Here is a 22,343-nt window from a genome sequence, read left to right on the forward strand (position 1 = left end):
ATCTCATTCACAAATGAAATATAATTGCACTCAAACTCACTATGGCCAACCCAGAAATTCGCACAGCTAACGTCACAATTCCTAACAAAGATTTACAAATTGCCGCTTACCTAGCCCAACCCGCCACCTCCGGCGAATTTCCCGCAGTTATTGTGATTCAAGAAATCTTTGGTGTTAACTCGCACATCCGCGAAGTTACTGACAGAATAGCAAAGGAAGGATATGTGGCGATCGCCCCGGCCATCTACCAGCGCCAAGCCCCCAACTTTGAAACCGGTTACGCGCCGGAAGATATCAAAATCGGCAGAGAATACAAAGAACAAACTACCGCATCCGAACTCCTCAGTGACATTCAAGCCACCATCGATTACCTCAAAACTTTACCCTTCGTCAAACAACAAGGTTTTGGCTGCATCGGTTTCTGCTTCGGCGGACACGTAGCCTACCTTGCCGCTACTTTGCCCGAAATCAAGGCTACAGCGTCTTTCTACGGCGCTGGTATCGCTACGAATACCCCCGGTGGCGATACTCGGACGATCGCCCGTACAGCCGACATTAAAGGCACTCTCTACGCCTTTTTTGGCACTCAAGACCCCAGTATTCCCAAAGAACAAGTTGACCAAATCGCCGCCGAATTGGAAAAACACAGAATTCCTCACCAAATTTTCCAGTACAATGCGGATCATGGCTTTTTCTGCGACCATCGCGGCAGTTTCGACGCTACCGCCGCAGCTGAGTCGTGGGTGCAAGTCAAGCACCTATTTCAACAGGAACTTCAACCTGTTTAGAGAGTGGAAGATGGGGAGATGGGGAGAGTGGGAGAATAGGAGAGTGGGAGAGTGGGGGAACATCTTCCTTCTTCCTTCAATATATTTTGACAACTGACAACTGACAACTGACAACTGTCAACTGACAACTGACAACTGACAACTGACAACTGATAAATAAACTGACATGAATTCCAAATCTACAGGTTCTCAAAGCGCAAAAGCATCTTTTTCAATGGATGATTTTGCTAAAGCCCTCGAACAGCACAATTACGAGTTCCAAAAGGGACAAGTCGTGCGCGGCAAAGTGTTCGAGTACGACTCAAACGGTGCGTATGTTGATATCGGTGGCAAGTCTTCGGCTTTTTTGCCGATCGCAGAGGCTGCTTTGAGAACGGTAACGGATTTGTCGGAAGTGGTTCCGCTAAACGAGGAACAGGACTTTTTAATTATCCGGGAACAAGACGCAGACGGCCAAGTTACTCTGTCTCTGAAACAGTTACAAGTTCAGCAAGCTTGGGAAGATTTAGTTGCATTGCAGGAAACCGGTAAAGTGCTTCAGGTGCGGGTTTCTGGCGCGAATAAGGGCGGGGTGACGGTGGACGTTGAGGGAATGCGCGGTTTTATTCCCCGATCGCACTTAGCTCAACGCGATAACATAGAATCGTTAATTGGTCAATCTTTGACGGTGAATTTTTTGGAAGTGGATCGCGATCGAGACAAACTCGTACTTTCCCAGCGGATGGCCGCTCAATCGATCGCCTTCAGTCAGTTGCAAATCGGTCAGTTAGTGGAAGGAAAAGTTAGCAGCCTCAAGCCTTTTGGCGTGTTTGTGGACTTGGAAGGAGTTAGCGGTTTACTCCACATCAAGCAAATCAGCCAAAAATATATTGATAACCTGGCACAGGTTTTTGCTCCCGGTCAACCTATAAAGGCGCTGGTAGTTGACCTCGACGAAGGTCGCGGGCGGATTTCCCTTTCCACTCGGGTACTGGAAAATTATCCAGGGGAAATGGTGGATAAAATGGCTGATGTGATGGATACCGCAGAAGAGCGATCGGAACGTGCTAGAAAGACTCTTTCTTAGGTCTTAATATAATTAAGCTGTTCTCCATTTAAATTGTGTGTCAAGAATCAATCAAACCATTAGTGGGATGTTGCTCTGAGCAGCGTCCCGAATATGCAATTTAAATGGGCGACAGCTTACTACCCCAGGACTGATTTATTCTCTTGTAGGGGTAATCACCCCGTGGTTACTCCAGCCCATGAAATGAGGACAAATCGTCGGTGAAGAGGGTCGGCACGGGACACGACCCTACAAAATTATCATTTTTTGTAGAATGAATCAGCCCTGCTTATCACCCCACTTTTTAAAGCAGTCGGGGCTCTCATTTATCTTCCCTTAACCCCATTAGCTACTACTCCAAATACTTTAATATCGGCTGCATTTAGTTGATCTAAAGCTTTGCTTACCATGTCTCTATCGGTCTTTTCTATTTTTACTATCAGCACTGTACCATTAGTTTGAGAAGCTACTAAATGACCATCAGCTAAACCAATTAAAGGTGGCGTATCGTAAATTACTAAATCAAATAATACCAGGAACTGCTCCATTAAATAGTGCATTTTTTTTGAAGAAAGTAATTTAATTTGATCTGGGGGAATAGTACCAGCAGTGAGGACAAAAAGATTCTCATCGTCAGGTAATCGCTGAATAGCCTCATTTAAACTTAAATCAGAAGTCAAAGCATCACTTAAACCTCTCATATTTGATATGCCAAGGTATGTGTGCAGTTGAGGGAAACGCATATTAGCATCTACTAATAATACTCGCTTACCTACAGCAGAAGCAGTTTTAGCTAAATAAACTGCTACAGTGGATTTACCCTCACCTTTAGCAGTCGAAGTGATAGTTAAAGAACTTATCGGATCTTCAGCATTTAATAACTGAATATTTGCATATAAGTAATGAAATGCCTCAATTAAAGGAAAATCCTTATCATTAGACATTATTATTTGTCTTAAACCTGCGCTGTGAGTTGTTGAATTTACGCTAGTGAACTTACTTGATATCCTTTGCCTCCTACGAGATTTAATTTTCATTGCTTTGGCGATCGGGATAACTCCCAAAAGGGGACGTTTAGCTAAGGATTTAATTTCTTCGGGAGTATGGAAAACAGTATTTAAAACTTCTACTAAGAAACCTACAGCAATACCTAGTAAACTACTAATCACGATCGCTATAGCTAAGTGGCGCTTGGTTGGTTTTGGTATGACTACATGGAGATCGCCATTGTCTTCCGTGAGTAACTGTGGTTTAGATATAATTTGCCAAGAGCCATCAATTTGACCAGCATCTAGTTGTAAGGTTTTTTGTTTTTCTAGGAACAGTTTGAGAGTATCTTTAGCTAGTTCTAGTTTTAATTGTATGTCATCATAGCCACGTTGAGCTTGGGGCATTTGAGTGATTTTTGCTTGCAGTGAATTTTGGCTATTAGTTATCAATCGCTCGCGAGCTTCCAACTGTTCTAGTTGTGATTTCATCTGAAGGAGGACAGACTCAGCTTCTTTTTGCATTAAATCGCGCAAACTTTGCTGTTTTTCCCGCAAAGATTGAATGGGAAGGCTATTTTCATAAAATTGAGTAGAGCTTAAAGCTAATTGCGACTCTATTTCATTTACTTTGCTCATTAAACTTTCATAAGACTTTGGTCTAACATCAACAATCCAGCGATTATCGCCCGTTAAAGATATTTTTTTATAGCTTTCATATTGCTGCCTACTTTCTGCTAGTTGTGCTTGTACTTCGAGGCGACGATTAGCTAAACTATCTAGTTGATCTGATAGGCTGCGGCTGCGTAGTTCTGGTTGATTAAAGTTATACTTAACTCTTAATACTTGTAATTCTTGTTGCAAGTTATCTACTTTCTGCTGGAGGGGTGATATTTGTTTAGCAATAAAATCTATACTTTGTTTGCCAACTCTTAAACGCTCTTGGCCCATATATTCTACGTAATATTTGGCCATTTCTTCCAGCACATATTTTATGCGCTTGGGGTTTGGATCGCGGTATCTAATATCTAGGAGTTTAGTACCCCCCTGCTTTCCATCTCGCAAGAAAGTCACACGTTCGATAGTTAAGCGATTTTTGAGAGTTTTATATTCAATATTTGGATATCTTTTTTGTAATTTATTAATTAATGGCATTAGCACTTCTGCAGTTTTCAAAACCCGCGTCAAACTTTGATAATCCACTGAGGAACCGTCTTCCGCTGATGATTTGATTTTGTTCAAGTCTGTTATACCTAAACTATTATTTTGAGCTTGGACTAAGAGCTTTGATAGCCGATCGTCCGTCGTAAGAGGTTCTACTAAAACAGTAAATTTTCCTTCGTAATCAGAAACAATCTTTTTGGCATTCCAGATAATGAAACTACCGCTCAAAGTAGCTATACTAGCAGCTACTATGGTCATCACCATAAGACGACGCTTGACGACAGCTATTACCCAATTCATATCAAGGACTTGGTCATCCTCTTCTGGGGTACCAGCTAGGTAATTAGCGGAGGGGACAGACAGATATTGAGCATTAAGGTCATTCTTGATGGAAGAAAACAGTTTTTTATCCATAAGACAAATGTTATTTGATTACTAATTTCCTAATAGCTTGAACAGCTCTATGAGCCTGGTAGGAACGAGAATTCCACCAATGATATTACCAAATGGTGCGAGAATCGTATTAATATTGTCCCCCCAGATAGCAGCCCTGGAACGTGCCACTATAATTATATCATTATCTTGAATAAGTGGGTTGGTTTGAGCATCGATTCCTTGATTCAAATTAATTTGTATTTGGGAACGGGATATAGTGCCATTAGGATTCAGCCTGATCAGTTCCACAGCTCTAGAGTTAGCGCGACTTGCTCTGAAACCCCCCGCACTCATAATTGCTTGATTTAAAGTAGTATTAGGAGGTAATTTGAGTCCCCCCGGAGTATTGACTTCTCCGATAACACTCACTTGCACAGTCCCCGGAGCAAAGCTAGCATTAGCTAGAACAGAAACTTCTCCTGGGTCGATCGCCGTCGCGGTCGGGACAAAAATAATATCCCCTTCTTGTAGCATAGTATCTTGAGATGTATCTTGTTCTTGCAAATATTGCCAGAGGTTAATAGTGCTGATTTGTTGTTTGCCGCTTCTAGTATAACGTTGAAGTTGGATTTGGCGAATATCAGCGATTGATGTGATGCCCCCAGCTAGTTGTAAAGCTCGAATGATGGTCGGTTGTCCGTTGGTTCTTTGACCATTTTGGGTATCACCACCGATCACTACATACCTACCCGGGCGCTTCACCTCTCCGAATACTGACACAGTACGGGGTTGCTCTGCTGGTTGAGAAAAGTTAGATTCACTAACTTGATTTACTTCTGCTAAGTTAATTGTTTCTTGAGGGGGAACCAATATTTGATCTCCATCTCGCAACGTTATATCTTGGGTTGTTTGACCAGTTTGTAAATAATCCCATAGGTTATAAGTTATAGTTATTTGTTGGTTGCCATTGACCCGACGTCGGACAATTACTCGGCGGATATCGGCGCTAGCTCGAATACCCCCAGCTTTTTCTAAAGCTTGAGGAAGTGTGGGAAACTGCACCGATGGGCTAGTTCCACCTCCATTAGCTAGAGGTAATAAGTAGGAGCCAGGACGACTTATTTCACCAGACAACCAAATATTTAGCGGGCGGGCAGCTTGTAAGCTGATGGTAACTAAAGGTCTTTTGACGATGCGACCATAAGCTTTAGTGATAACTTGGGCGGCCTGTTCTAAAGTTAATCCTTGAAGGGAAACACTACCAATAATCGGGATTTGAATAGCTCCCCCAGCGGGAATTTGATACTCCCCACTAAGCTGGGGCAAATCGTAGATATCAATTTTGATATTGTCTCCACCACCTAAATAATAGTCAGTATTAATCCTGATTGCGGGGGAGCCGGACTGAGCGAAGTTGGTTTGAGGGTAGGAGAGAGTGAGTACCAGCACCAGCAGTGGCACTTTTAAGGCACGAACGGTAAGCCATTTCATAGGTAGTAACACATTTGATGATAGAGGTAAAGCCATGAAAGATATTTTAAGGGTGCCGATGTTTGCGTTGATGCTTTTCTGTTTAGCGGCCATCTTCTGTGTAACTCTTTATATTTTAGTCGCACGCTATCCCAAATTTGGTGTCACATTAGAAAAGATTTTTGTGGTGATATTTTTTTTAACCTTCACTGGTATCACTGCCATGCCCTTTCCTAAACTCCATCCTAGCGTTTTATATAACTTTAACACTACACCCCCAACAATTATTGGTCAAATTGCTATTTATAGTGCGATGATATTAATGTTATTTCCTCGCTTAACTAAAACTCTCCATAAAACAGTTTATCTAGTCATTAAATGGATATCAGGAGACCCTTTTTTGGGTTTGTTTTTGTTGATGGTGACTCTATCTGGCTTGTGGTCACAAACTCCTGAAATTACTTTACGGGCTGTTTGTGCTCTGTGGCAAATAACACTGGTTTCTATTTATGTCGGTAAACAGTATAGTTGGTCGGAAATTTATGGATTATTGAGATGGCTAAGTGCTATATTAGCTTTGTGGGGAGTTGTGAAAACAAATCAAGCAGCGGACGGTTGTTGGAGAGGAGTTGTCGGTCATAAAAACCCTTTTTCTTTTCAAATGGCTAATACTGCTTCTTTATGGATATTATATGCTTTTAAAGAAAAGAAATATCGATATTTCTCCTTATTTATAACCCTAATAGCTTTAGTGGGGTTGCAAAAAGGTTGTAGTGGTGCTAGTCGAATTTTGACAGTGGTATTAATCAGTTTGTGGAGTTATCTAGCCCTATTAAAAAAATTACCTGTAAAATGGGCTTTTGTCTGCTTTATATTATTTTTGGTGACGAGTATAGGTATAAGTATTTTAGTATTAAATAATTTAGAGGCTATTGTTGTCGATGGTTTGCAAAAAGATATGACTTTAACGGGTAGAACCGATTTTTGGCCTTTAATTATTGATCGAATTAATCAAAATAATCCCCTATTTGGTTATGGGATGGCAGGATTTTGGCAGCCTTGGCGTGGCTTGGACAATCCAGCTTACGGAATTGTGGTAGTTAAAACTGGTTTTGTGCCACCCCACTCTCACAATGGTTTTATCGATCTACTTTGCGAACTGGGTTGGGTCGGATTGTTGTTGTTTATTTTATCATTTTTTAATAATATATTTAGAGGTATAAAGTACCTAGTTAAAGAAAGTTTTCCCGAGTCAGCTTTGCCTTTGTATTTATTAACATTTATGCTAATGACTAATTTGACAGAGACGGGATTATTTGGGATTGGGACTTGTTGGTGTTGGTATGTAGTTTTATCGGTAAAATTGAGCTTAGATACGACAGATAAGGATCATAAAAAATGATGATGTCCGTATTTTGTCAGACTGATTAATCCGGAGACTCGATCGCACAACGTTTAGCCTGAACTCCAATAATAACTAATACCATGTCCGGTTAATTACCATAACAAAAGCGGATCGCACGTGCGGAATGCGAGTCTGATGTAGAAAAAACTCGCATTCCGAACGATCGAACCTGACGTATATCGGTCAGTCAAGACCTCATTTTTTTGAGAACTGTTATATATAGAATGGTGTGCGTAGGTCTAGTTTACTTAACATGACTCGAAGTTGTTTCAGTCTCAACCTGTGCTTGCACCGGCCAAGTATTTTCCATATCTAGTGATTGTTTCGGCTGATAAACTGCTAAGTCAAACCAGAAAGTCGTACCCACATTAACTTCGCTCACTAAATTAATTTTAGTGTGGTGCTTGTCAATAATGTTGCGGACAATCGAAAGACCTAATCCCGTTCCTTCTAGAGTGTGAACTCGGTTTTCTACCCGGAAAAAGCGCTCGAAAATTGCTTTTTGGTCTGCGGTATCTATACCAATACCAGTATCAGAAATTTCTATCCGCACTACCGGAAAATCTATGGAATTAGGTAATAAGTTGTGATTCCCGGATGTGTCGTCTTTGTGGGTTGTCTCCTCCGACTCTATCAAATACGCTCGAATTGCCACCTTGCCGCCAGCCTCGGTAAACTTTAAGGCATTTCCTACTAAATTTGCAAATACTTGCAGCAGCAAATCGTAATGACCTAAAGCGGGCGGCAAACACGGGTCAACTTGTTGCTCTAATTCGATGCCTTTATCCTTGGCATTTAACTGATAAGTCCGCAGGGTTTGTTCAACTGCTTGCGGGAGGTCAACCGCCTCTAATTCATAGATTCGGCAGGATTCCAGGCGCGACAAGTCTAACACGTCGTTGACTAAACGGGTGAGTCGATCGGTTTCTCGATTGGCAATTTCTAGGAATTCCCGGCGTTCGCTTTCTTGCAGGTCTTCTCCGTACTCGTAGAGAGTTTCAATAAAAGATTTGATATTAAATAAAGGCGTTCTCAATTCGTGAGAAATATTACTAATAAAATTGCTTTTAGCCTCATTTAATTCTACTTCGCGGGTGATGTCCTGAACTGTCATGGCGATGCCTTTGAGACTTTCTCGGTACTGTCCAGAACCTTGATTTTTGGAGGCTTCTTCGTAGAAAGTACACTCTACTGCGATCGGGCGTTGCGACTCGGTACAGGTATTTTCTTCGTCACGGACGCAGCTTTTGCAAAGCGGTTCTGCACCAGGGGCTTTGTGGAGAATTACGGTGGTTAGCAGAATCCGAATTGTGCGGTTGACTGGTTCTTTTAGAGAAATCCGAAATTCGCCGCCTTCGCGATCGCCCGCAGCTATTTCCTGCAGGGGTCTTGCCAAATCGCGCTGCACTTCTGCTGGTAAAATCTGCAGGACATTAATTCCCATCGCATTTTTACCTTCCCATCCAAAAATCCGTCGGCCCGTTGGGTTGACTAAAATTACCTGCAAATTCGCATCCAACAACAGCGCCCCGTCAGCAATAGTTGAAACCAAAGTTTCTAACTTCGCTTTTTCCGCTGTCAACTCTTCAATATTTTGTTCTTCATAACTTTCGAGTTTTTCAGCCATCTCGTTAAAACTGCCGATTAACTCACCCAATTCTCCTCCTAAAGGCAGGTCAACTCGCTGCTTGAAATTCCCGCCCGCGATATTTTTGACTCCGAAAACTAATTGTTTGATCGGGTGAGTTATGGTCAGGGCATTAAATACAGCGCCCAAAATTACCATCACCCAAATCGTGACAAATACTGCTAATGTGACATCCCTAGTCAGATTTGAAGAGATAACTGCTGCGGGATTGGGGTTAATGCCGATCGCCAAAACTCCCAAATACTTGTCTTCGTGAATTAGCGGCACAAATACGTCGGTAACTTCTCCATCGGGCGTCAAATGCTGCCGCACCAAAGGCACAGAAGTCAAATTTCTCGCCTCAATGTCGGCGATAAAATTATCCGGGAGTTTAATTTGGCGGCGCAGTGTCAGGGAAGTACGCACCTCGGATTCGGAGAAAGGTATCCCCAGAAAAATATCTCCTCCTTCGTCGGCGTACAGCATATAGCGGACGCTGGAGGTGCTGCTGTAAAATTGTCGGGAAAAGCGGGCGACTTCGGAGCGATCGTTCTTCGCAATCATTGGCGCCACATTTGCCGATAACAGCAAGCCGAGGTCGCGACCGTAGCGGGTATCGTTAAGTCGGGCATCTTCCTGGATAGTATTCACGGCCCAGAAAGTCAAGCCGCTCATAATTAACGAAACTACGAGGGTAGCAGCAGCCATCAGGCGAGTCTGGAGGGTAAAATCCGACCACCAGCGGGCAATAATTTCTCCGATTTTGTTTAGTATGGCCAGCATTTTACCAGTTCACCAGTTCAATATTAAAAACAAGATTAAGTCATTAGTCAGTAGTCAGTAGTCAGTAGTCAGTAGTCATTAGTCATCAGTTAACAGTTAACAGTAGTGCGGGTGTCCCCGCTCGCTTTTCGTCATGGGGCATGGGTCATGGGTCATTAGCGATCGGGCAACAAGGTAAAAGGGAAGAAGATATACACAGCAATCTTTTTAGCGATCGATATTTCACGTTTAATTAGGTAAATTTGCTTAATAGAGTTTTTGGTCGATCGAATTTTCTGCTGCGACTTGTCCGCTACCGCCACCGCAGAGATGCCAAACTTCATTGTTACACTTCTACTTTGAGAATGCTTGGCTTTCCGATGGCGGTCGATCGCGCAATGCCTAATTGCTGCTATCGCCCAGCGCTCGACGGCCGATGTCGCGGCGACAGTAGACACCTTCAAATTGGATGCAATCTACCGCTGTGTAAGCTTTGTTTATAGCTTGTTCCAAAGTTTCCCCCGTCGCAGTCACGCCCAAAACGCGGCCGCCCTCGGTAACTAACTGCTGCTTCAACTGAGTACCGGCGTGAAACACCTCTGCACCTTTGGCTTCAGCTTCCTCAATACCTGTAATAACTTTGCCTTTTTGGTAACTTCCAGGATAGCCCCCCGAAGCCAAAACTACGCACACAGCAGCCCCCGACTTCCAGCGAATGTTGGGATATTCGCCGAGACGCTGCTGACAGCAAGCCAGCACCAAATCTTCCAGGGGAGTTTCCAAGAGGGACAAAACCGCTTGAGTTTCGGGATCTCCGAAACGGCAGTTAAATTCTAAGACTTTCGGTTCTCCTTCCGCTGTAATCATTAAACCTGCGTAGAGAACGCCCCGGTAGTCGATATTGCGTTTTTGCAGCGCTGCGACGGTAGGTTCAAGAATTTCTGTTTGAATCCTTTCCATCAGTTCCGGGGTGACAATTGGGGCTGGGGCGTAGGCTCCCATACCGCCTGTGTTGGCTCCCTTGTCGCCTTCGCCGATGGCTTTGTGGTCTTGGGCCGGCAGCAGGGGTTCTACTACGATTCCGTCGGTGAGGGCGAGAATCGAGACTTCTTGACCTGTTAAAAATTCTTCGACAACGACTCGGATGTTATCGCTGCCGAATTCGCCGCGGAAAATGGTGTGGATGGCACTGTGAGCCATTTTGATGGTAGTAGCAACGGTGACTCCTTTGCCTGATGCGAGTCCGTCTGCTTTGATGACTATGGGAATTCCTTGCTCCACAACGTAGGCTTTGGCGGCTTCTGCGTTTGTAAATACGGCAGCTTTGGGTGTGGGGATGCCTTCGTCGAGCATCAATTGTTTGGCCCAGGATTTGCTCGATTCTATTTGGGCACCGGCTTTAGTGGGGCCAAAAATCATCACTTTTTTTTGTTGGAAGTAGTCAACGATGCCTAGCGATAGGGGCAATTCGGGCCCGACGATCACTAATCCGATGTTGTTGACCATCACAAAGCGTTCGATGCCTTGGAAGTCGTCGATGTTGAGCGACAGATTTTGACAGCCTTTGGTGGTAGCTGTGCCACCGTTGCCCGGTACGCAGAAGACTTGTTTAATCCGCGTAGATTCTAGCAGTTTTTTTACGATCGCGTGTTCGCGACCTCCATTCCCCACAACCAAAACTTTCACAGCATCCTCACCTATAAATTTTGTTCTCTGAATGTTTGATTTTCAGTGTTTGCACCTGTCTATCTGCTTTTTGCAGCGCCCTCAATTATGCCATGCTTGGCGCTAGGCAATTGCTAGATGTGGCACTTTCCTGCAATGCTGCGACTCAACCGCTGTTTCCCAACGGCTGGGTTCGTGCAATATTTAAAGAGTTTCACCGCAGATATTTTAGAGGTAGAACTTCTAAAACAGCTAGTAAATCAAACTATTTTCTAGCTATCAAATGTTCAATTAATGTAATTCATCTGGGGACAAATTGGGATAAAATAGTCAGGTTGATACAAGGAATTTTATTCAGATGAAATCAAATCTAACCGCTGCAAGTTCGCCTGCCAAATTTAAGCGGGTGGGCGTTGTCGGTGGCGGCCAGCTAGCTGCGATGATGGGGGATGCTGCTAGGGCGCTTGGCGTGGAATTGGTAGTGCAAACTCCCGAGGCTACTGACCCGGCTGTTGCTGTGGCTGCGGGTGCTGTTTTGGCGGCTGTTGATGATGTTTTGGCTACGGCTCATTTGGCGGATGACTGTGATGTTGTTACTTTTGAAAATGAGTTTGTAGATTTGGATGGTTTGCGTGTTTTGGAACAGCAAGGTGTGTTATTCTTGCCTGGTTTGTTGTCACTGTCTCCGTTGTTGGATAAGTACGTGCAGCGCTGTTATTTAAAAGATTTAGGTTTGCCAATTCCGAGGTTTATGGCGATCGACAATCTGGCTTCTTTGCACCTAGATTTGAGGCGGAAATCGCAGGGGAAGCAGATGCAAACGGGTGCGGGGGACGATCGCATCCTGAGTGAAGTGGCGATCGACAATTTGGCAATTTCTGTTTCCGACAGCGCACAGATGCAAGGAGACTCGGATTTTTGGGCGAGAGATTTTCCCTTTGTCGTCAAAGTTCGCCGCCACGGTTATGACGGCCAAGGTACTTTTATTGTCAAGGATCGGGAGAGCTTTGAGTCGATTAGTGCTAAACTTAAAGGTCAGTCTTTACTGGTAGAAGAGTATGTGCCGTTCGATCGCGAGTTGGCCGTGATTGCTGCTCGATCGCCCGCTGGAGAAATAGCGATCTATCCGATTGTCGAAACCCAACAGCAAAATCAGGTTTGTCGGGTGGTAATCGCGCCCGCCGATATTAGTTTAGATGTGAAAGCCGAAGCTGGTGCGATCGCCCGCACTCTCCTCAACAGTTTGGAAGCTGTCGGCGTATTCGGCATAGAATTATTTTTAACCGCCGACAATAAGCTGTTAGTCAATGAAATTGCCCCCCGCACCCACAACTCGGGACATTTCACCATCGATGCTTGCGAAACTTCACAATTTGAACAGCATTTGCGCGCAGTTTGTCAACTCCCTTTAGGCAATTGCGATTTGAAATGTGCAGGTGCTGTAATGGTAAATTTGCTCGGCTACGAGTCTGCCGAGTCCGATTATGTAGAAAAACGAAAACAACTGGCACAAATTAGTGGCGCTTTTGTACATTGGTATGGTAAGAAACTATCGCGTCCCGGTCGCAAACTCGGTCACGTTACAGTTGTACTCGACGCAGAATCGGTGCAAAATGGGGAAACGTCCGCGAGTGCGATCGCTCAAACCGTAGAATCCATCTGGTATGCAGCTTAAATTGCTCGAAGCTTGCCAAAATGTGGTTAGTTGCTGTATATTAAATAAAGGTTCTACTGCGACGTTGGTGACTGCCAATAATGTTTTTTTGATCTATAACTCTTAACTCTCGGGAATCAAGATGTTTGGACAGCAGTAAACTGGGCTTGTACCCAGAAACTTTAAGTCCGAGCCAACGGTGCCCACCTGGTAAAATACCAGGTCAAAAGCTGAGGTAAGACGGCGTTGCGGGGAGCCATTATAATTTTGATTGAGATAGGCGCTGTGAAATACGGCTAGCCTATTTTTTTTTGATATAAACGCCTTTACTCATACTACATCTTCAAGTTTTGCCTAAACTCCTCTACGGTTGGCGTTGGTTTAATTCGATGAATCATACTATGGCAATTTGAGCGTAGCACAGTAAAATCATTAAGCGGATCTAGTTGAATCTTTGCCCCGCTCAAGTTGGAAATTGGAACATTATGATGAGCTTCTATGTATCCTCTGCCTATTTCTCCGTATCGAGACTCAAAATCAAAACCGCAAGCTTTGCACTCATATCCTTGCAACTCTTTAACTTTTCTAGATAACGTCTGATTTCGTTCTGTTACTCGATGAAGTCTATACTTTGTCGGATCTTCAAACCATTCTCTTTCTGCTTCATTGTTCTTAGCCTCCTTCTTCAACGAAACCTCCTGGAACAAATCAGAATCAGCCTCCTTCTTCAAAGAAACCTCCTCAAACAGGGAGAAGTAAATTTCAAGCATTTTCATAACATCGCCTACCAACTTCTTATCGTCAGGAAGTGATTCCCTTGAATAAAACTTCGATGCTATGTTTCCTGCTTCATACGCAACTCCAAGCCTTCGAGCAGTAGTTGTCTTTGGAATCGAATCAAGCTTAAGATCGAGAGGATCTGAAAATTCCCTGAGCTTGTCAGAACCAAGCTTATCTTTAAATAGTTTTGCTTGACCCCTTAAAATTTCTCTCGACACCCCAAGTCCGAACTGATCTCTTTTATCTGCTATTCCTTGATTGAGAGAAAGATAAACGCCAGAGAAGTCAGCGCGAAATAAATAAACACAGTAAAACCCCGACATGACACTCTCAGTCACAAGCTTGTTAAATATTGCTATCCAAGGAACTTTAGCCCAAGAGCCATTACCTGCAGAAGCTTTTACCCTATAGATTTCTGGTAATTTTAACGAACCACTTATTGATTTCGGCACTACATTTCTGACATAACGAGCAAATGAATGTCCCTTGAAGTTGTCGTTACTGACCACTGGATATTCAAACATGATTTTTTCAAGGGACTCTCTAAGCGCCATAATCAATAATTAATGTTGCATCTTCAATTTAATTATCGTGCCTCACCAGCAGCTTTCAAATATTAACCCTGCGGATAACCCAGGGGTATAACCCTTAATTATACCGCTACTGCGGTCTCACATTCGTTTGCGCGGTGTCAACTGCCACCAACAACTGCAAGATTAGCCGATCGCCCATCCTGACATATCGCCGCAAATCTCCCTTGCAGAAAGTACCAAAAACGTGATACCTTTGAGCCTTGTGTCCAAATAACACCAGCTCATGCCAAAACTCAAAACTCGCAAAGCAGCCGCAAAGCGCTTTAGAGCGACCGGCACCGGTAAAATTGTGCGCCGCAAAGCCTACAAAAGCCACTTGCTGCAACACAAAAGTTCAGCTCGCAAAAGCCGTCTATCTAAGCTGGTCGTCATTGATGAGACCAACGACGCTAACGTCCGGTTAATGCTTCCATACTTGTAAAGTTTAACGGAAATTAAAAATGACACGGGTAAAACGCGGTAATGTCGCCAGAGCGCGCCGCAAAAAAATTCTCAAATTGGCCAAGGGTTTCCGAGGCGCACAGTCGAAACAGTTCCGCACAGCTAACCAGCGGGTGATGCAGGCCCTGCGTAACAGTTATCGAGATCGCAAAAAACGCAAGCGCGATTTCCGCCGCCTGTGGATTGCTCGGATCAATGCCGCATCTCGCCTACACGGTACAAGTTACAGCAAGCTGATCGGCAACATGAAGAAGGCTAATATCGAAATCAACCGCAAAATGCTGGCACAAATGGCAATCATTGACCCGGCAACTTTCGGTAAAGTGGTAGAAATGGCCAACCGAGCTGCTGCTTGAAAGCTCGATCGGTTTTGAGCAGGAAAAAAGCAGAAGTAGGAAAGATTTAGCTATCTGCCAGAGAAGGAAAACTCCTGATAAATTTAGGAGGTTGAGACTAACTTTTCCTTCTTTGTTCTTACTTCTGAATTCTTGCTTTCTCCGCCATCGCGATCGCCCTATTCGATCGCTACGTGTTTTTTATACAGTTGCAGCAAATTTTCAAGATTGCTGGCGCATTAAAATAAATAAAACCCTCCACAGACCTACCTAATTTAAAAAAAACATGGATAGTAATTTGCTGATTGTTTACCTGTCAGTTCTGCTGGCTATACTTGGCAGCAGTTCCTGGTTTATTGTCCGCCAAATTCTCAAAACTCGGAAGCTGGAAATGTCTCTGGAACGCTTAGAAAATAAGCTGACCACCGAAAAAGGCACAGCACAGGAATACTACCAACTAGGAAGTATCTATGTAGATAAGAAGCTTTATTCGCAGGCTACCGTACTGTTTCAAAAAGCTCTGAAAGCCCAAGAATTAGAAGGCGATGAAAATCCAGCGTTTATTTACAACGCTCTGGGTTTTGCACACTTCGGCCAAGAACAGTACGACATCGCGATCCGCAATTACAAAGAAGCCCTGAAGTTGGATCCCGAATACGTTACATCTCTCAATAATCTGGGTCACGCTTACGAGCGCAAAAAATTAATATCTCAAGCCTTGGAAATGTACGAACAAGCTCTCGCCTGCGATCCAGATAATGCCACTGCTAAAGGACGAGTAGAGTCCCTCAAAAAGCGTTTGGTAATCTATAACTGAGCGCCGGTTCGCACGGAGCAATACAGTTCCCGCAAACCTGGTTTCTCTCAGAAACCGGGTTTTTTATTTTCAGAGAAAAAGATACTCAACTATTCAATACATTAATGCGTTAATTTTTAAGAACAGCAATTCGACCGATCGCTCGATCGCGCGCCCTCGGTGCAGTTTAAACTACTGTCAAGATAAAAACAGTACCTGCAACGCCGGTCAGTCCTAAACAATAGAAGGAGGAGAACGTAGTGACATCAATTCTCGTTGTCGAAGATTCGTGGTTGACTCGCAGGGTAATCTGCAAAATCCTGCGAGCAGAAGGATACGAGACTTGGGAAGCATCGAGCGGCCCGGAAGCTCTAGAAGTGCTGGCCACTAAAACCCCAAACTGTATGCTCTTGGATCTGTTGATGCCGGAAATGGAAGGTAGGGAAGTCCTGCAAGCCATGCGCGATCGAGGATATAAAATTCCAGTCATCGTAATTACCGCAGACATTCAATCCACCACCCGTTGCGAGTGTATCGATCTCGGAGCCCTAGCAGTCATACACAAAATGCCCAACTCAGACGAACTGCTCGGGTGGATCAAAAAAGCTCTCAGTCCCAGCGAGGAGAGTACCCAATGAAATTAACCGATCGACAGATCGATGCTTTGCAAGAACTTGTTAACATCGGTATCGGTCAAGCTGCGGGGATTTTGAACGATATGATCGAATCTCCCATTCGCTTGCAAATCCCCTCCCTCCAAATCCTTTGTCCCGCCGATGTACAAGCACAATTAGAGGGACACCTCAATGGCGAACAAATCGCCGCCGTCCAGCTCAAATTTACAGGCTCCTTTGGAGGCATTGCTCAGCTAGTCTTTCCTACCAACAGCGCAGCCAGTCTAGTCACCATGCTGACCGGGGAAGAAGCCGGAACTCACGACCTAGATGCAGTCAAAATTGGTACGCTGAGTGAAGTGGGAAATATTGTTATTAACGGGGTAATGGGTGCAATCAGCAACGTACTTCAACAACGCCTGAATTACTCAATTCCCAATTACATGGAAGGGACGATCGCTACTTTGCTGACATCTGGCGGTGTGGCTACTGATACAGTTGTTTTATTAGCCCAGACCCGTTTCATTATTGAAAGACTCCACGTTGAAGGAGATATCATCCTCATTTTCAATGTCAATTCCTTTGACACCTTATTGACTGCAATCAATCAACTTGCCGGGGGTCTATGATCCAAGAGAGCAAAACTATTGAGGAAAAGTTTGGAGTTCTCGACAGCGTACCAGTCGGCGCGTGTTTGCTGCGAGACGATTTTGTGGTGCTGTTTTGGAATGTCTGTCTCGAAGACTGGACGAAAATTCCCCGCGACCAAATCTTGGGAACAAATATCAAAACTCATTTTCCTCACCTAAGCCAGCTAAAGTACGCAACTCGCTTCGAGCAAATCTTTGCAGGAGGCCCGCCAACAATTTTTTCTTCTCAAATTCACAAGCACCTGATTCCAGCAACTTGGCAAGACGGCCAGCAGCGCATCCAGCAAACTACTGTGACGGCTGTCCCTGCACTCCCACCGGGCGTTGCCGAACTGGATGTCATCGGCTTGGTTCGATCGACTGTGGAGTTGGAACCAGAAGGTATCGCACCACCAGCAGAAGCAGTTGGTTCTCCAGCGCCCTCAAAGAGTGGGAGTTCAATTTGGCCTTACGACTTTTTGGGATCGAACGGCCAATCGTTTTACGCCCTGTTGGTGATTCAAGACGTGACCGACCTCACTCACCGCATCCAAGCTTACCGCACGATGCGGGATCAAGCTTTGGAAGAAGTGCAAGTGCGGCAGCGCGTCGAGGAAGAATTGCGCGAGAGCCAACATTTCATCCAGCAGATTGCAGACGCGGCACCTTATTTGCTCTACATCTACGATTTGACTGAACAGCGTAACGTCTACGTTAACGGTCAGGCTTTTAAATTGCTCGGCTACCATCCCCAAGAAATTTTACAGATGGAAACGGCTTTGTTTTCCAGTTTGGTGTACCCAGAAGATTTGGAGAAGGTTTCCGCCCACCTGCAAAAATTTCCCCAGGCTCAAGACGGCAGCATTGTTGAGTTGGAGTACCGACTGAAACATCGATCGGGCGAATGGTGCTGGTTCCGCTGTCGCGATCAAGTGTTCGCCCGCACAGCATCAGGTGAACCCGAACAAATTTTCGGCACCGCTCAAGATATTACCGAGTACAAGCGGGCAGAAGAAGCGCTGCGACAGCAAAACGAACGGGAACTGCTGATGGCGACAATTACTCAGCACATCCGCCAGTCTCTGGATTTGGGCGAAGTGCTCAGCACGACTGTCAACGAAGTACGCCAGTTCCTTCAAGCCGATCGAGTGATGATCGTCCGCTTCCACCCCTGTAGTGGCAATCTCTGCGCTGCACCCACGGGGTCAGTAACAGTAGAATCGGTAGCTCCCAACTGCAAGCCGATGCTGGGCGAAACCCTAGACAATTTCTCTTTTGACGAGTTCTATATCGAAGCGTACCAACATCGAGCAATCCGACCCGTGGCCGATGTCTCGGCGGCCGATTTGCCGCCATATCAAATTGACTGGCTCGCACAATTCGCCGTGAAAGCTTATTTGGTAGTGCCACTAGTACAAGGAGAGGAGTTGTGGGGGCTGCTGATGGCGCACCAGTCTCGTCCCCGACAGTGGATGCAGTTAGAGGTGGAGTTGCTGTCGAATCTGGCCGCCCAGTTGGCGATCGCGATCAAGCAAGCAGAACTCTACCAGCAATTGCAAGCAGCCAACCTCAAGTTAGAGCGTTTGGCTACTTTGGACGCACTCACCCAGCTAGCAAACCGCCGCCGGTTCGATCAGTATTTAGACATTGAGTGGCGCAGACAAGCCAGGGAACAAACGCCTCTGTCGCTGATTCTGTGCGATATTGATTCTTTTAAAAGTTACAACGATACCTACGGACATCCAGGGGGAGACGAATGTTTGCGGCAAGTCGCCAGCGCGATCGGCCGTTCAGTCGATCGTCCCGCCGATTTAGTAGCTCGCTACGGAGGCGAAGAATTTGCCGTAATTTTGCCAAATACCGAGATTCAAGGAGCCGTGCGAGTAGCGGAACACATACAGCTCACAATCGCAGCTTTGCAGCTTCCTCACGCTGGTTCTCAGGTGAGCCAATACGTCACCGTCAGTCTGGGTGTAGCGAGTATGGTTCCTGCCTTTGAATCGGGGGCCTCGATTCTGATTGCCGCAGCCGATCGAGCGCTATATGAAGCTAAACGACTTGGGCGCGATCGCATCCAAGTTTACCAAGTAGACCCTGCCTCACCCAAAACCAACGGCACAGCAACTCCCGCGCACCGGGAGGAGTTTTCCCGGCCCAATACTAATTTCCCGTCACCCACAAGCGTTTGACTTCTGCCAATATTTGTGCATTGGGAAGAGACACTGGCAAGAATGCCGGAGCAATACCGTCTGAGATTGAAGACTTTAGATTAAAAATTAAATAATTGAATAATTGGCAATAATATCCTGGGCGATCGATTTAACATAACAAAAACGGTTCGTAGTGCATCCTGGTGTGAGCCTAGGAACCAATCGCGAGCTCGGTCAATCGATTGGAAACCATATAAGCTGTTGCGTCAGAAAGATTGTGTGTGGCGATCGAAATGGCGATCGGGAGCGGGCTTAACAATTTTTGATGGATTCCAGAAATATAGGATTTAAATCCAGTAAAGCCATTGGGGAGCATCTGGTGTTTTGCATTTTAGCGTGCGAGCACTTGATGTGATCGCACTATCATCAAAAAATGCTTTTTGCAAAACACCAGATGCTCCTACCCATTGATACATTTAACAGTATCCCCGTCTGCCCATACCCAGTCTAATTTTGGGCTTTCACATCATCCCAAGAAATCCCCCACCCAACGAGTGCATCTTGAAACAGAAAAGCTTAAGGCGCTGCCGCCGCCCTGCGGTTGGCCACAATCAGATTAGCCTGATACTCTGTCGCTTTTTGCTGAGCCTTTTGATAGTTCGGGCTAGTTGACGGCACGGCTCTCATCAGCCCAACTGCTTTCTGCCACTCGCTTGCTACTGCAATCCACTCATTTTGAGACTGAGCCGTCTGGGCCAACACAGCCGCCTTCTGAGCGTTGTTAACGCCTTCTCTCCAAGGATCTGGCTTAGGCGCGACGGCTTTTGGTGCAGGAGAAGCTGCCTTGGGCGCTGGAGATGTCGGAGCTGGGCTGGCGGGCGCTGCTGTGGGAGAGGCTTTGGGTACAGGAGAGACTGGCTTTGGAGTTGCGCCAGATGCGTTTGGAGAGGGTGCGGTGGGGGTTTTTGATGCGCCAGATGAGGCTTTGGGGGAGGGGGAAGCAGCTTCGGGGACGCTTGGTTCTGGGTTCGAGCCGCCGAAGGGCAAATTTCCCGTGAAGTAAAGCCCTGCGATCGCCACCACAGGCACTAAGATACCCACAGGTATTACCCATTTGGGGAATTGTTTTTTCGCAGGCGTGGCTATATCTTCGTGTTCGTCTTCGTCTTCGTCTTCGTCGCCGTCATCTCGATCGAATTCTGATTCTTGATAATAGTCTTCGTCTTCGGGTTCGACATCATCTAAACCTATAGAATCATCAGGTATTCCACTCTCGGAGGGGTAAAGCGACTCTTCGGGCATTAGATTTATTTCATCTTCCCACGCAGCCGAGCCGTCACCTGTTCGACGTCCGTAAACCTTGACAGTATGAATTGATTCGACTCCCAAATTCGTCATCCCGTTGCGGATGAAATCGACCAATGCCATTTGACTCGGTACTTTGCTGGACTCCAAAATTATGTGGAGGCAGCCGTTGTCCCGCGTCACGTCGGCTTTGATGCCTTTGGGTTGGAGTGTACGGTTGATGCTAGATGCGATCGTATCTGGATCGCCCTGCTTGAGAAGTTCCTGCAGGTTTTGTTGTGTCATGGGTAGCGCTCTTTTTTTTTTGGGGGGGGGTGGAGAGCCGGCAAATAATATTATTAACCGATCGGCGTTAGGCCGCGGACAATATTTATTTACCACATTAGCTTCTAGTGTGGCATTCTGAGACTATTTCTCGTATCTATTCAAAACCTTTTGACCTGCGATCGGGCATTAAGCACCTACGCGCCAGCAAAATTTGTTGTAAAAATTTACACTCATCCCGCCCAACACTGATATTTGCTGTCACAGAGTCGCCATCCGCCCCAATTTTTAGTATTTCCTGCAAGCTCCCTTGATTCATTTGTGGAGTGCATTGAAAATCTAAATAAAATCTAAAAACGACGCTTCGGGCTGCAGATGCAGGAAAAATAAGACATCAGTGAAACAAGCTAGAAAGTTCTATAACTTTGATTTGCAGAGTTGAGACTTCTTCCCGCCCCCGTTTTAAAGAAGCTTCTAATTCTAGGAGCAACGGCAAACTTTTTTGCAGTTTTTCTAAGCTGGCGTTCTTGACTTCTTGACGAAAATAGTATACCCGTTTGGGATTGCCAAGGTCTAGAGATCGAGCAATTTTATCGTCGCCCTCGCCCGCTTGGATCATTGCCTTTACCCACAGCCAAATCCGAAACTTACCAGTCAAGCCTGCCACAATCCTCAAACCAGGCTCGTTTTTGGCCGCTAAGCCCGCCAATAACTCCAAAGCACCTCCCGTATTGCCCTCGCGAATTGCATCGGCTAGTTGGAAGGTATTCTGGGCGTGACAGTGCACTAATGCTGCTACTTCTTCCGGGTTGAGAGGTTGGCTGCGGTTGCCGGCAAAGAGTCGTAATTTTTCCAATTCGCTGTATAGCTGACGGGTATCGCTACCGATGGATTCGGCCAAAAGTTCGATCGCCGTGGCGGTCAATTTGACATTCATTTCGCCGGCAACTTGGCGCGCCCGCTGGGCTAATTCCTTGTCATTCCAAGGCGGAATCGGTGAAAATTCTCGAAATTCGCCGGACTTGTTGAGTAGCTTGGTAGATTTGAGCCGGCTGTCGGGTTTTTTGATGGATGTCAGCAGCAACACTGTTGTAGCGGGAATCACCGGCAGCGTCCGTTCCAATTGGGCCAACAGTTCTGGAGAACACTGCTGGGTGAGAGTCGTATTTGTCAGCCAGACAAAACGGCTGCCGCTACCGAAGGGCGGTGTTAAGGCTCGATCGAGTCCTTCGATCACTGCTTCGGGCCGATCGGCAATTATCTTGTCATAGTTAAAACTAGCCCAGTTGGGGTCGAGGACTGTTTGGCGCAATTTTGTGACTGCTTGCGCGATCGCAAAGTCGTCTTCCCCCCAAAATAGGTAAAACTGCATATTTAAAGCTCTGTACAGGAAAAAATTTGAGTCGCACGATCGTCGGCTTGTCCAACATATCCTGAATCCGACTGTTGGAAGCCCGCACCATAATATAAAATTTGGTGTGGGAGTATTTCACCG

Annotated in this window: 19 protein-coding genes and 1 other RNA gene; 12 read left to right on the plus strand and 8 right to left on the minus strand. The window is 45.5% G+C overall.

The genetic code is table 11. The annotated features are described in order from the left end of the window. Window positions 1-41 precede the first annotated feature (41 nt). A complete protein-coding gene (locus QUA01_RS17205; RefSeq protein ID WP_333091205.1) occupies window positions 42-788 on the plus strand; it encodes a dienelactone hydrolase family protein in 747 nt (248 codons plus the stop codon). 166 nt (window positions 789-954) lie between these two features. Beyond that, window positions 955-1,854, plus strand: coding sequence for a S1 RNA-binding domain-containing protein (locus QUA01_RS17210; RefSeq protein ID WP_333091208.1), 900 nt, complete (start codon window positions 955-957; stop codon window positions 1,852-1,854). Between the two features lie 305 nt (window positions 1,855-2,159). Here the strand turns inward: QUA01_RS17210 and QUA01_RS17215 are convergent, their stop codons facing one another. Beyond that, on the minus strand, window positions 2,160-4,397 hold the full coding sequence (locus QUA01_RS17215; protein ID WP_333091209.1) for a GumC family protein: 2,238 nt from the start codon (window positions 4,395-4,397) through the stop codon (window positions 2,160-2,162). Window positions 4,398-4,418: 21 nt separating this feature from the next. Then, window positions 4,419-5,849 (minus strand): SLBB domain-containing protein, encoded by a 1,431-nt coding sequence (locus QUA01_RS17220; RefSeq protein ID WP_333091210.1) that lies wholly within the window; start codon window positions 5,847-5,849, stop codon window positions 4,419-4,421. Window positions 5,850-5,883: 34 nt separating this feature from the next. Between QUA01_RS17220 and QUA01_RS17225 the strand changes: the two genes are divergently transcribed. Beyond that, window positions 5,884-7,230: an O-antigen ligase family protein gene (locus QUA01_RS17225; RefSeq protein WP_333091212.1), complete on the plus strand. Its 1,347-nt coding sequence runs from the start codon at window positions 5,884-5,886 to the stop codon at window positions 7,228-7,230. Between the two features lie 247 nt (window positions 7,231-7,477). Here QUA01_RS17225 and QUA01_RS17230 read toward each other — a convergent pair whose 3' ends face one another. The 3 genes from QUA01_RS17230 to purD form a co-directional block, all read right to left on the minus strand. Then, on the minus strand, window positions 7,478-9,643 hold the full coding sequence (locus QUA01_RS17230) for an ATP-binding protein (RefSeq protein ID WP_333091213.1): 2,166 nt from the start codon (window positions 9,641-9,643) through the stop codon (window positions 7,478-7,480). A 155-nt stretch (window positions 9,644-9,798) separates the two neighbouring features. Continuing rightward, window positions 9,799-9,966: a hypothetical protein gene (locus tag QUA01_RS17235; RefSeq protein ID WP_333091215.1), complete on the minus strand. Its 168-nt coding sequence runs from the start codon at window positions 9,964-9,966 to the stop codon at window positions 9,799-9,801. Between the two features lie 58 nt (window positions 9,967-10,024). Further along, on the minus strand, window positions 10,025-11,308 hold the full coding sequence (gene purD / locus QUA01_RS17240) for a phosphoribosylamine--glycine ligase (RefSeq protein ID WP_333091216.1): 1,284 nt from the start codon (window positions 11,306-11,308) through the stop codon (window positions 10,025-10,027). A 117-nt stretch (window positions 11,309-11,425) separates the two neighbouring features. Between purD and QUA01_RS17245 the strand changes: the two genes are divergently transcribed. The 3 genes from QUA01_RS17245 (at window position 11,426) to ssrS (ending at window position 13,200) form a co-directional block, all read left to right on the plus strand. Continuing rightward, entirely contained in the window at window positions 11,426-11,563 is a 138-nt protein-coding gene (locus QUA01_RS17245) for a hypothetical protein (protein WP_333091218.1), read from the plus strand. An 82-nt stretch (window positions 11,564-11,645) separates the two neighbouring features. Then, on the plus strand, window positions 11,646-12,962 hold the full coding sequence (locus QUA01_RS17250; protein ID WP_333091219.1) for a 5-(carboxyamino)imidazole ribonucleotide synthase: 1,317 nt from the start codon (window positions 11,646-11,648) through the stop codon (window positions 12,960-12,962). A gap of 50 nt (window positions 12,963-13,012) precedes the next feature. Further along, window positions 13,013-13,200, plus strand: a non-coding RNA gene (gene ssrS, locus QUA01_RS17255) — 6S RNA. Window positions 13,201-13,276: 76 nt separating this feature from the next. Here ssrS and QUA01_RS17260 read toward each other — a convergent pair. Continuing rightward, window positions 13,277-14,275 (minus strand): MrcB family domain-containing protein, encoded by a 999-nt coding sequence (locus QUA01_RS17260; protein WP_333091220.1) that lies wholly within the window; start codon window positions 14,273-14,275, stop codon window positions 13,277-13,279. 262 nt (window positions 14,276-14,537) lie between these two features. On the opposite strand from QUA01_RS17260, the gene rpmI reads away from it, so the two are divergent. From rpmI to QUA01_RS17290, 6 genes are all read left to right on the plus strand, one after another. Continuing rightward, on the plus strand, window positions 14,538-14,735 hold the full coding sequence (gene rpmI / locus QUA01_RS17265) for a 50S ribosomal protein L35 (protein ID WP_194009999.1): 198 nt from the start codon (window positions 14,538-14,540) through the stop codon (window positions 14,733-14,735). Window positions 14,736-14,754: 19 nt separating this feature from the next. Next, entirely contained in the window at window positions 14,755-15,111 is a 357-nt protein-coding gene (rplT, locus tag QUA01_RS17270) for a 50S ribosomal protein L20 (protein ID WP_333091222.1), read from the plus strand. A 265-nt stretch (window positions 15,112-15,376) separates the two neighbouring features. Then, complete coding sequence (locus QUA01_RS17275; RefSeq protein WP_194009997.1) at window positions 15,377-15,907, plus strand: tetratricopeptide repeat protein; 531 nt, start codon at window positions 15,377-15,379, stop codon at window positions 15,905-15,907. 239 nt (window positions 15,908-16,146) lie between these two features. Then, window positions 16,147-16,524, plus strand: a complete 378-nt coding sequence (locus QUA01_RS17280) for a response regulator (RefSeq protein ID WP_333091223.1) — start codon at window positions 16,147-16,149, stop codon at window positions 16,522-16,524. Continuing rightward, window positions 16,521-17,129 (plus strand): chemotaxis protein CheC, encoded by a 609-nt coding sequence (locus QUA01_RS17285; RefSeq protein ID WP_333091225.1) that lies wholly within the window; start codon window positions 16,521-16,523, stop codon window positions 17,127-17,129. The genes QUA01_RS17280 and QUA01_RS17285 overlap by 4 nt, the downstream gene beginning before the upstream one ends. After that, window positions 17,126-19,318 (plus strand): sensor domain-containing diguanylate cyclase, encoded by a 2,193-nt coding sequence (locus QUA01_RS17290; RefSeq protein WP_333091226.1) that lies wholly within the window; start codon window positions 17,126-17,128, stop codon window positions 19,316-19,318. The genes QUA01_RS17285 and QUA01_RS17290 overlap by 4 nt, the downstream gene beginning before the upstream one ends. A gap of 537 nt (window positions 19,319-19,855) precedes the next feature. On the opposite strand, the gene QUA01_RS17295 is transcribed toward QUA01_RS17290, so the two are convergent. Both QUA01_RS17295 and holA read right to left on the minus strand, forming a co-directional pair. Next, complete coding sequence (locus QUA01_RS17295; RefSeq protein ID WP_333091229.1) at window positions 19,856-20,869, minus strand: hypothetical protein; 1,014 nt, start codon at window positions 20,867-20,869, stop codon at window positions 19,856-19,858. Between the two features lie 373 nt (window positions 20,870-21,242). Then, the gene (gene holA / locus QUA01_RS17300) at window positions 21,243-22,220 is read right to left on the minus strand and encodes a DNA polymerase III subunit delta (protein WP_333091234.1); all 978 of its coding nucleotides are present in this window, start codon (window positions 22,218-22,220) and stop codon (window positions 21,243-21,245) included. Between the last annotated feature and the right edge of the window lie 123 nt (window positions 22,221-22,343).

This window comes from Microcoleus sp. S36a_B3 (genome assembly GCF_036700745.1).
Classification (GTDB): Bacteria; Cyanobacteriota; Cyanobacteriia; order Cyanobacteriales; family Microcoleaceae; genus Microcoleus.

Bases quoted from the DNA above. Each gene is read 5' to 3' on its own strand.
- QUA01_RS17250 (WP_333091219.1), top strand. From the start codon at position 11,646: ATGAAATCAAATCTAACCGCTGCAAGTTCGCCTGCCAAATTTAAGCGG.
- QUA01_RS17290 (WP_333091226.1), top strand. From the start codon at position 17,126: ATGATCCAAGAGAGCAAAACTATTGAGGAAAAGTTTGGAGTTCTCGAC.
- QUA01_RS17220 (WP_333091210.1), bottom strand. From the start codon at position 5,849: ATGAAATGGCTTACCGTTCGTGCCTTAAAAGTGCCACTGCTGGTGCTG.
- QUA01_RS17225 (WP_333091212.1), top strand. From the start codon at position 5,884: ATGAAAGATATTTTAAGGGTGCCGATGTTTGCGTTGATGCTTTTCTGT.
- QUA01_RS17295 (WP_333091229.1), bottom strand. From the start codon at position 20,869: ATGACACAACAAAACCTGCAGGAACTTCTCAAGCAGGGCGATCCAGAT.
- rplT (WP_333091222.1), top strand. From the start codon at position 14,755: ATGACACGGGTAAAACGCGGTAATGTCGCCAGAGCGCGCCGCAAAAAA.
- QUA01_RS17275 (WP_194009997.1), top strand. From the start codon at position 15,377: ATGGATAGTAATTTGCTGATTGTTTACCTGTCAGTTCTGCTGGCTATA.
- QUA01_RS17205 (WP_333091205.1), top strand. From the start codon at position 42: ATGGCCAACCCAGAAATTCGCACAGCTAACGTCACAATTCCTAACAAA.
- QUA01_RS17215 (WP_333091209.1), bottom strand. From the start codon at position 4,397: ATGGATAAAAAACTGTTTTCTTCCATCAAGAATGACCTTAATGCTCAA.
- QUA01_RS17260 (WP_333091220.1), bottom strand. From the start codon at position 14,275: ATGGCGCTTAGAGAGTCCCTTGAAAAAATCATGTTTGAATATCCAGTG.
- QUA01_RS17285 (WP_333091225.1), top strand. From the start codon at position 16,521: ATGAAATTAACCGATCGACAGATCGATGCTTTGCAAGAACTTGTTAAC.
- QUA01_RS17235 (WP_333091215.1), bottom strand. From the start codon at position 9,966: ATGAAGTTTGGCATCTCTGCGGTGGCGGTAGCGGACAAGTCGCAGCAG.
- QUA01_RS17230 (WP_333091213.1), bottom strand. From the start codon at position 9,643: ATGCTGGCCATACTAAACAAAATCGGAGAAATTATTGCCCGCTGGTGG.
- rpmI (WP_194009999.1), top strand. From the start codon at position 14,538: ATGCCAAAACTCAAAACTCGCAAAGCAGCCGCAAAGCGCTTTAGAGCG.
- holA (WP_333091234.1), bottom strand. From the start codon at position 22,220: ATGCAGTTTTACCTATTTTGGGGGGAAGACGACTTTGCGATCGCGCAA.
- QUA01_RS17210 (WP_333091208.1), top strand. From the start codon at position 955: ATGAATTCCAAATCTACAGGTTCTCAAAGCGCAAAAGCATCTTTTTCA.
- QUA01_RS17245 (WP_333091218.1), top strand. From the start codon at position 11,426: ATGTGGCACTTTCCTGCAATGCTGCGACTCAACCGCTGTTTCCCAACG.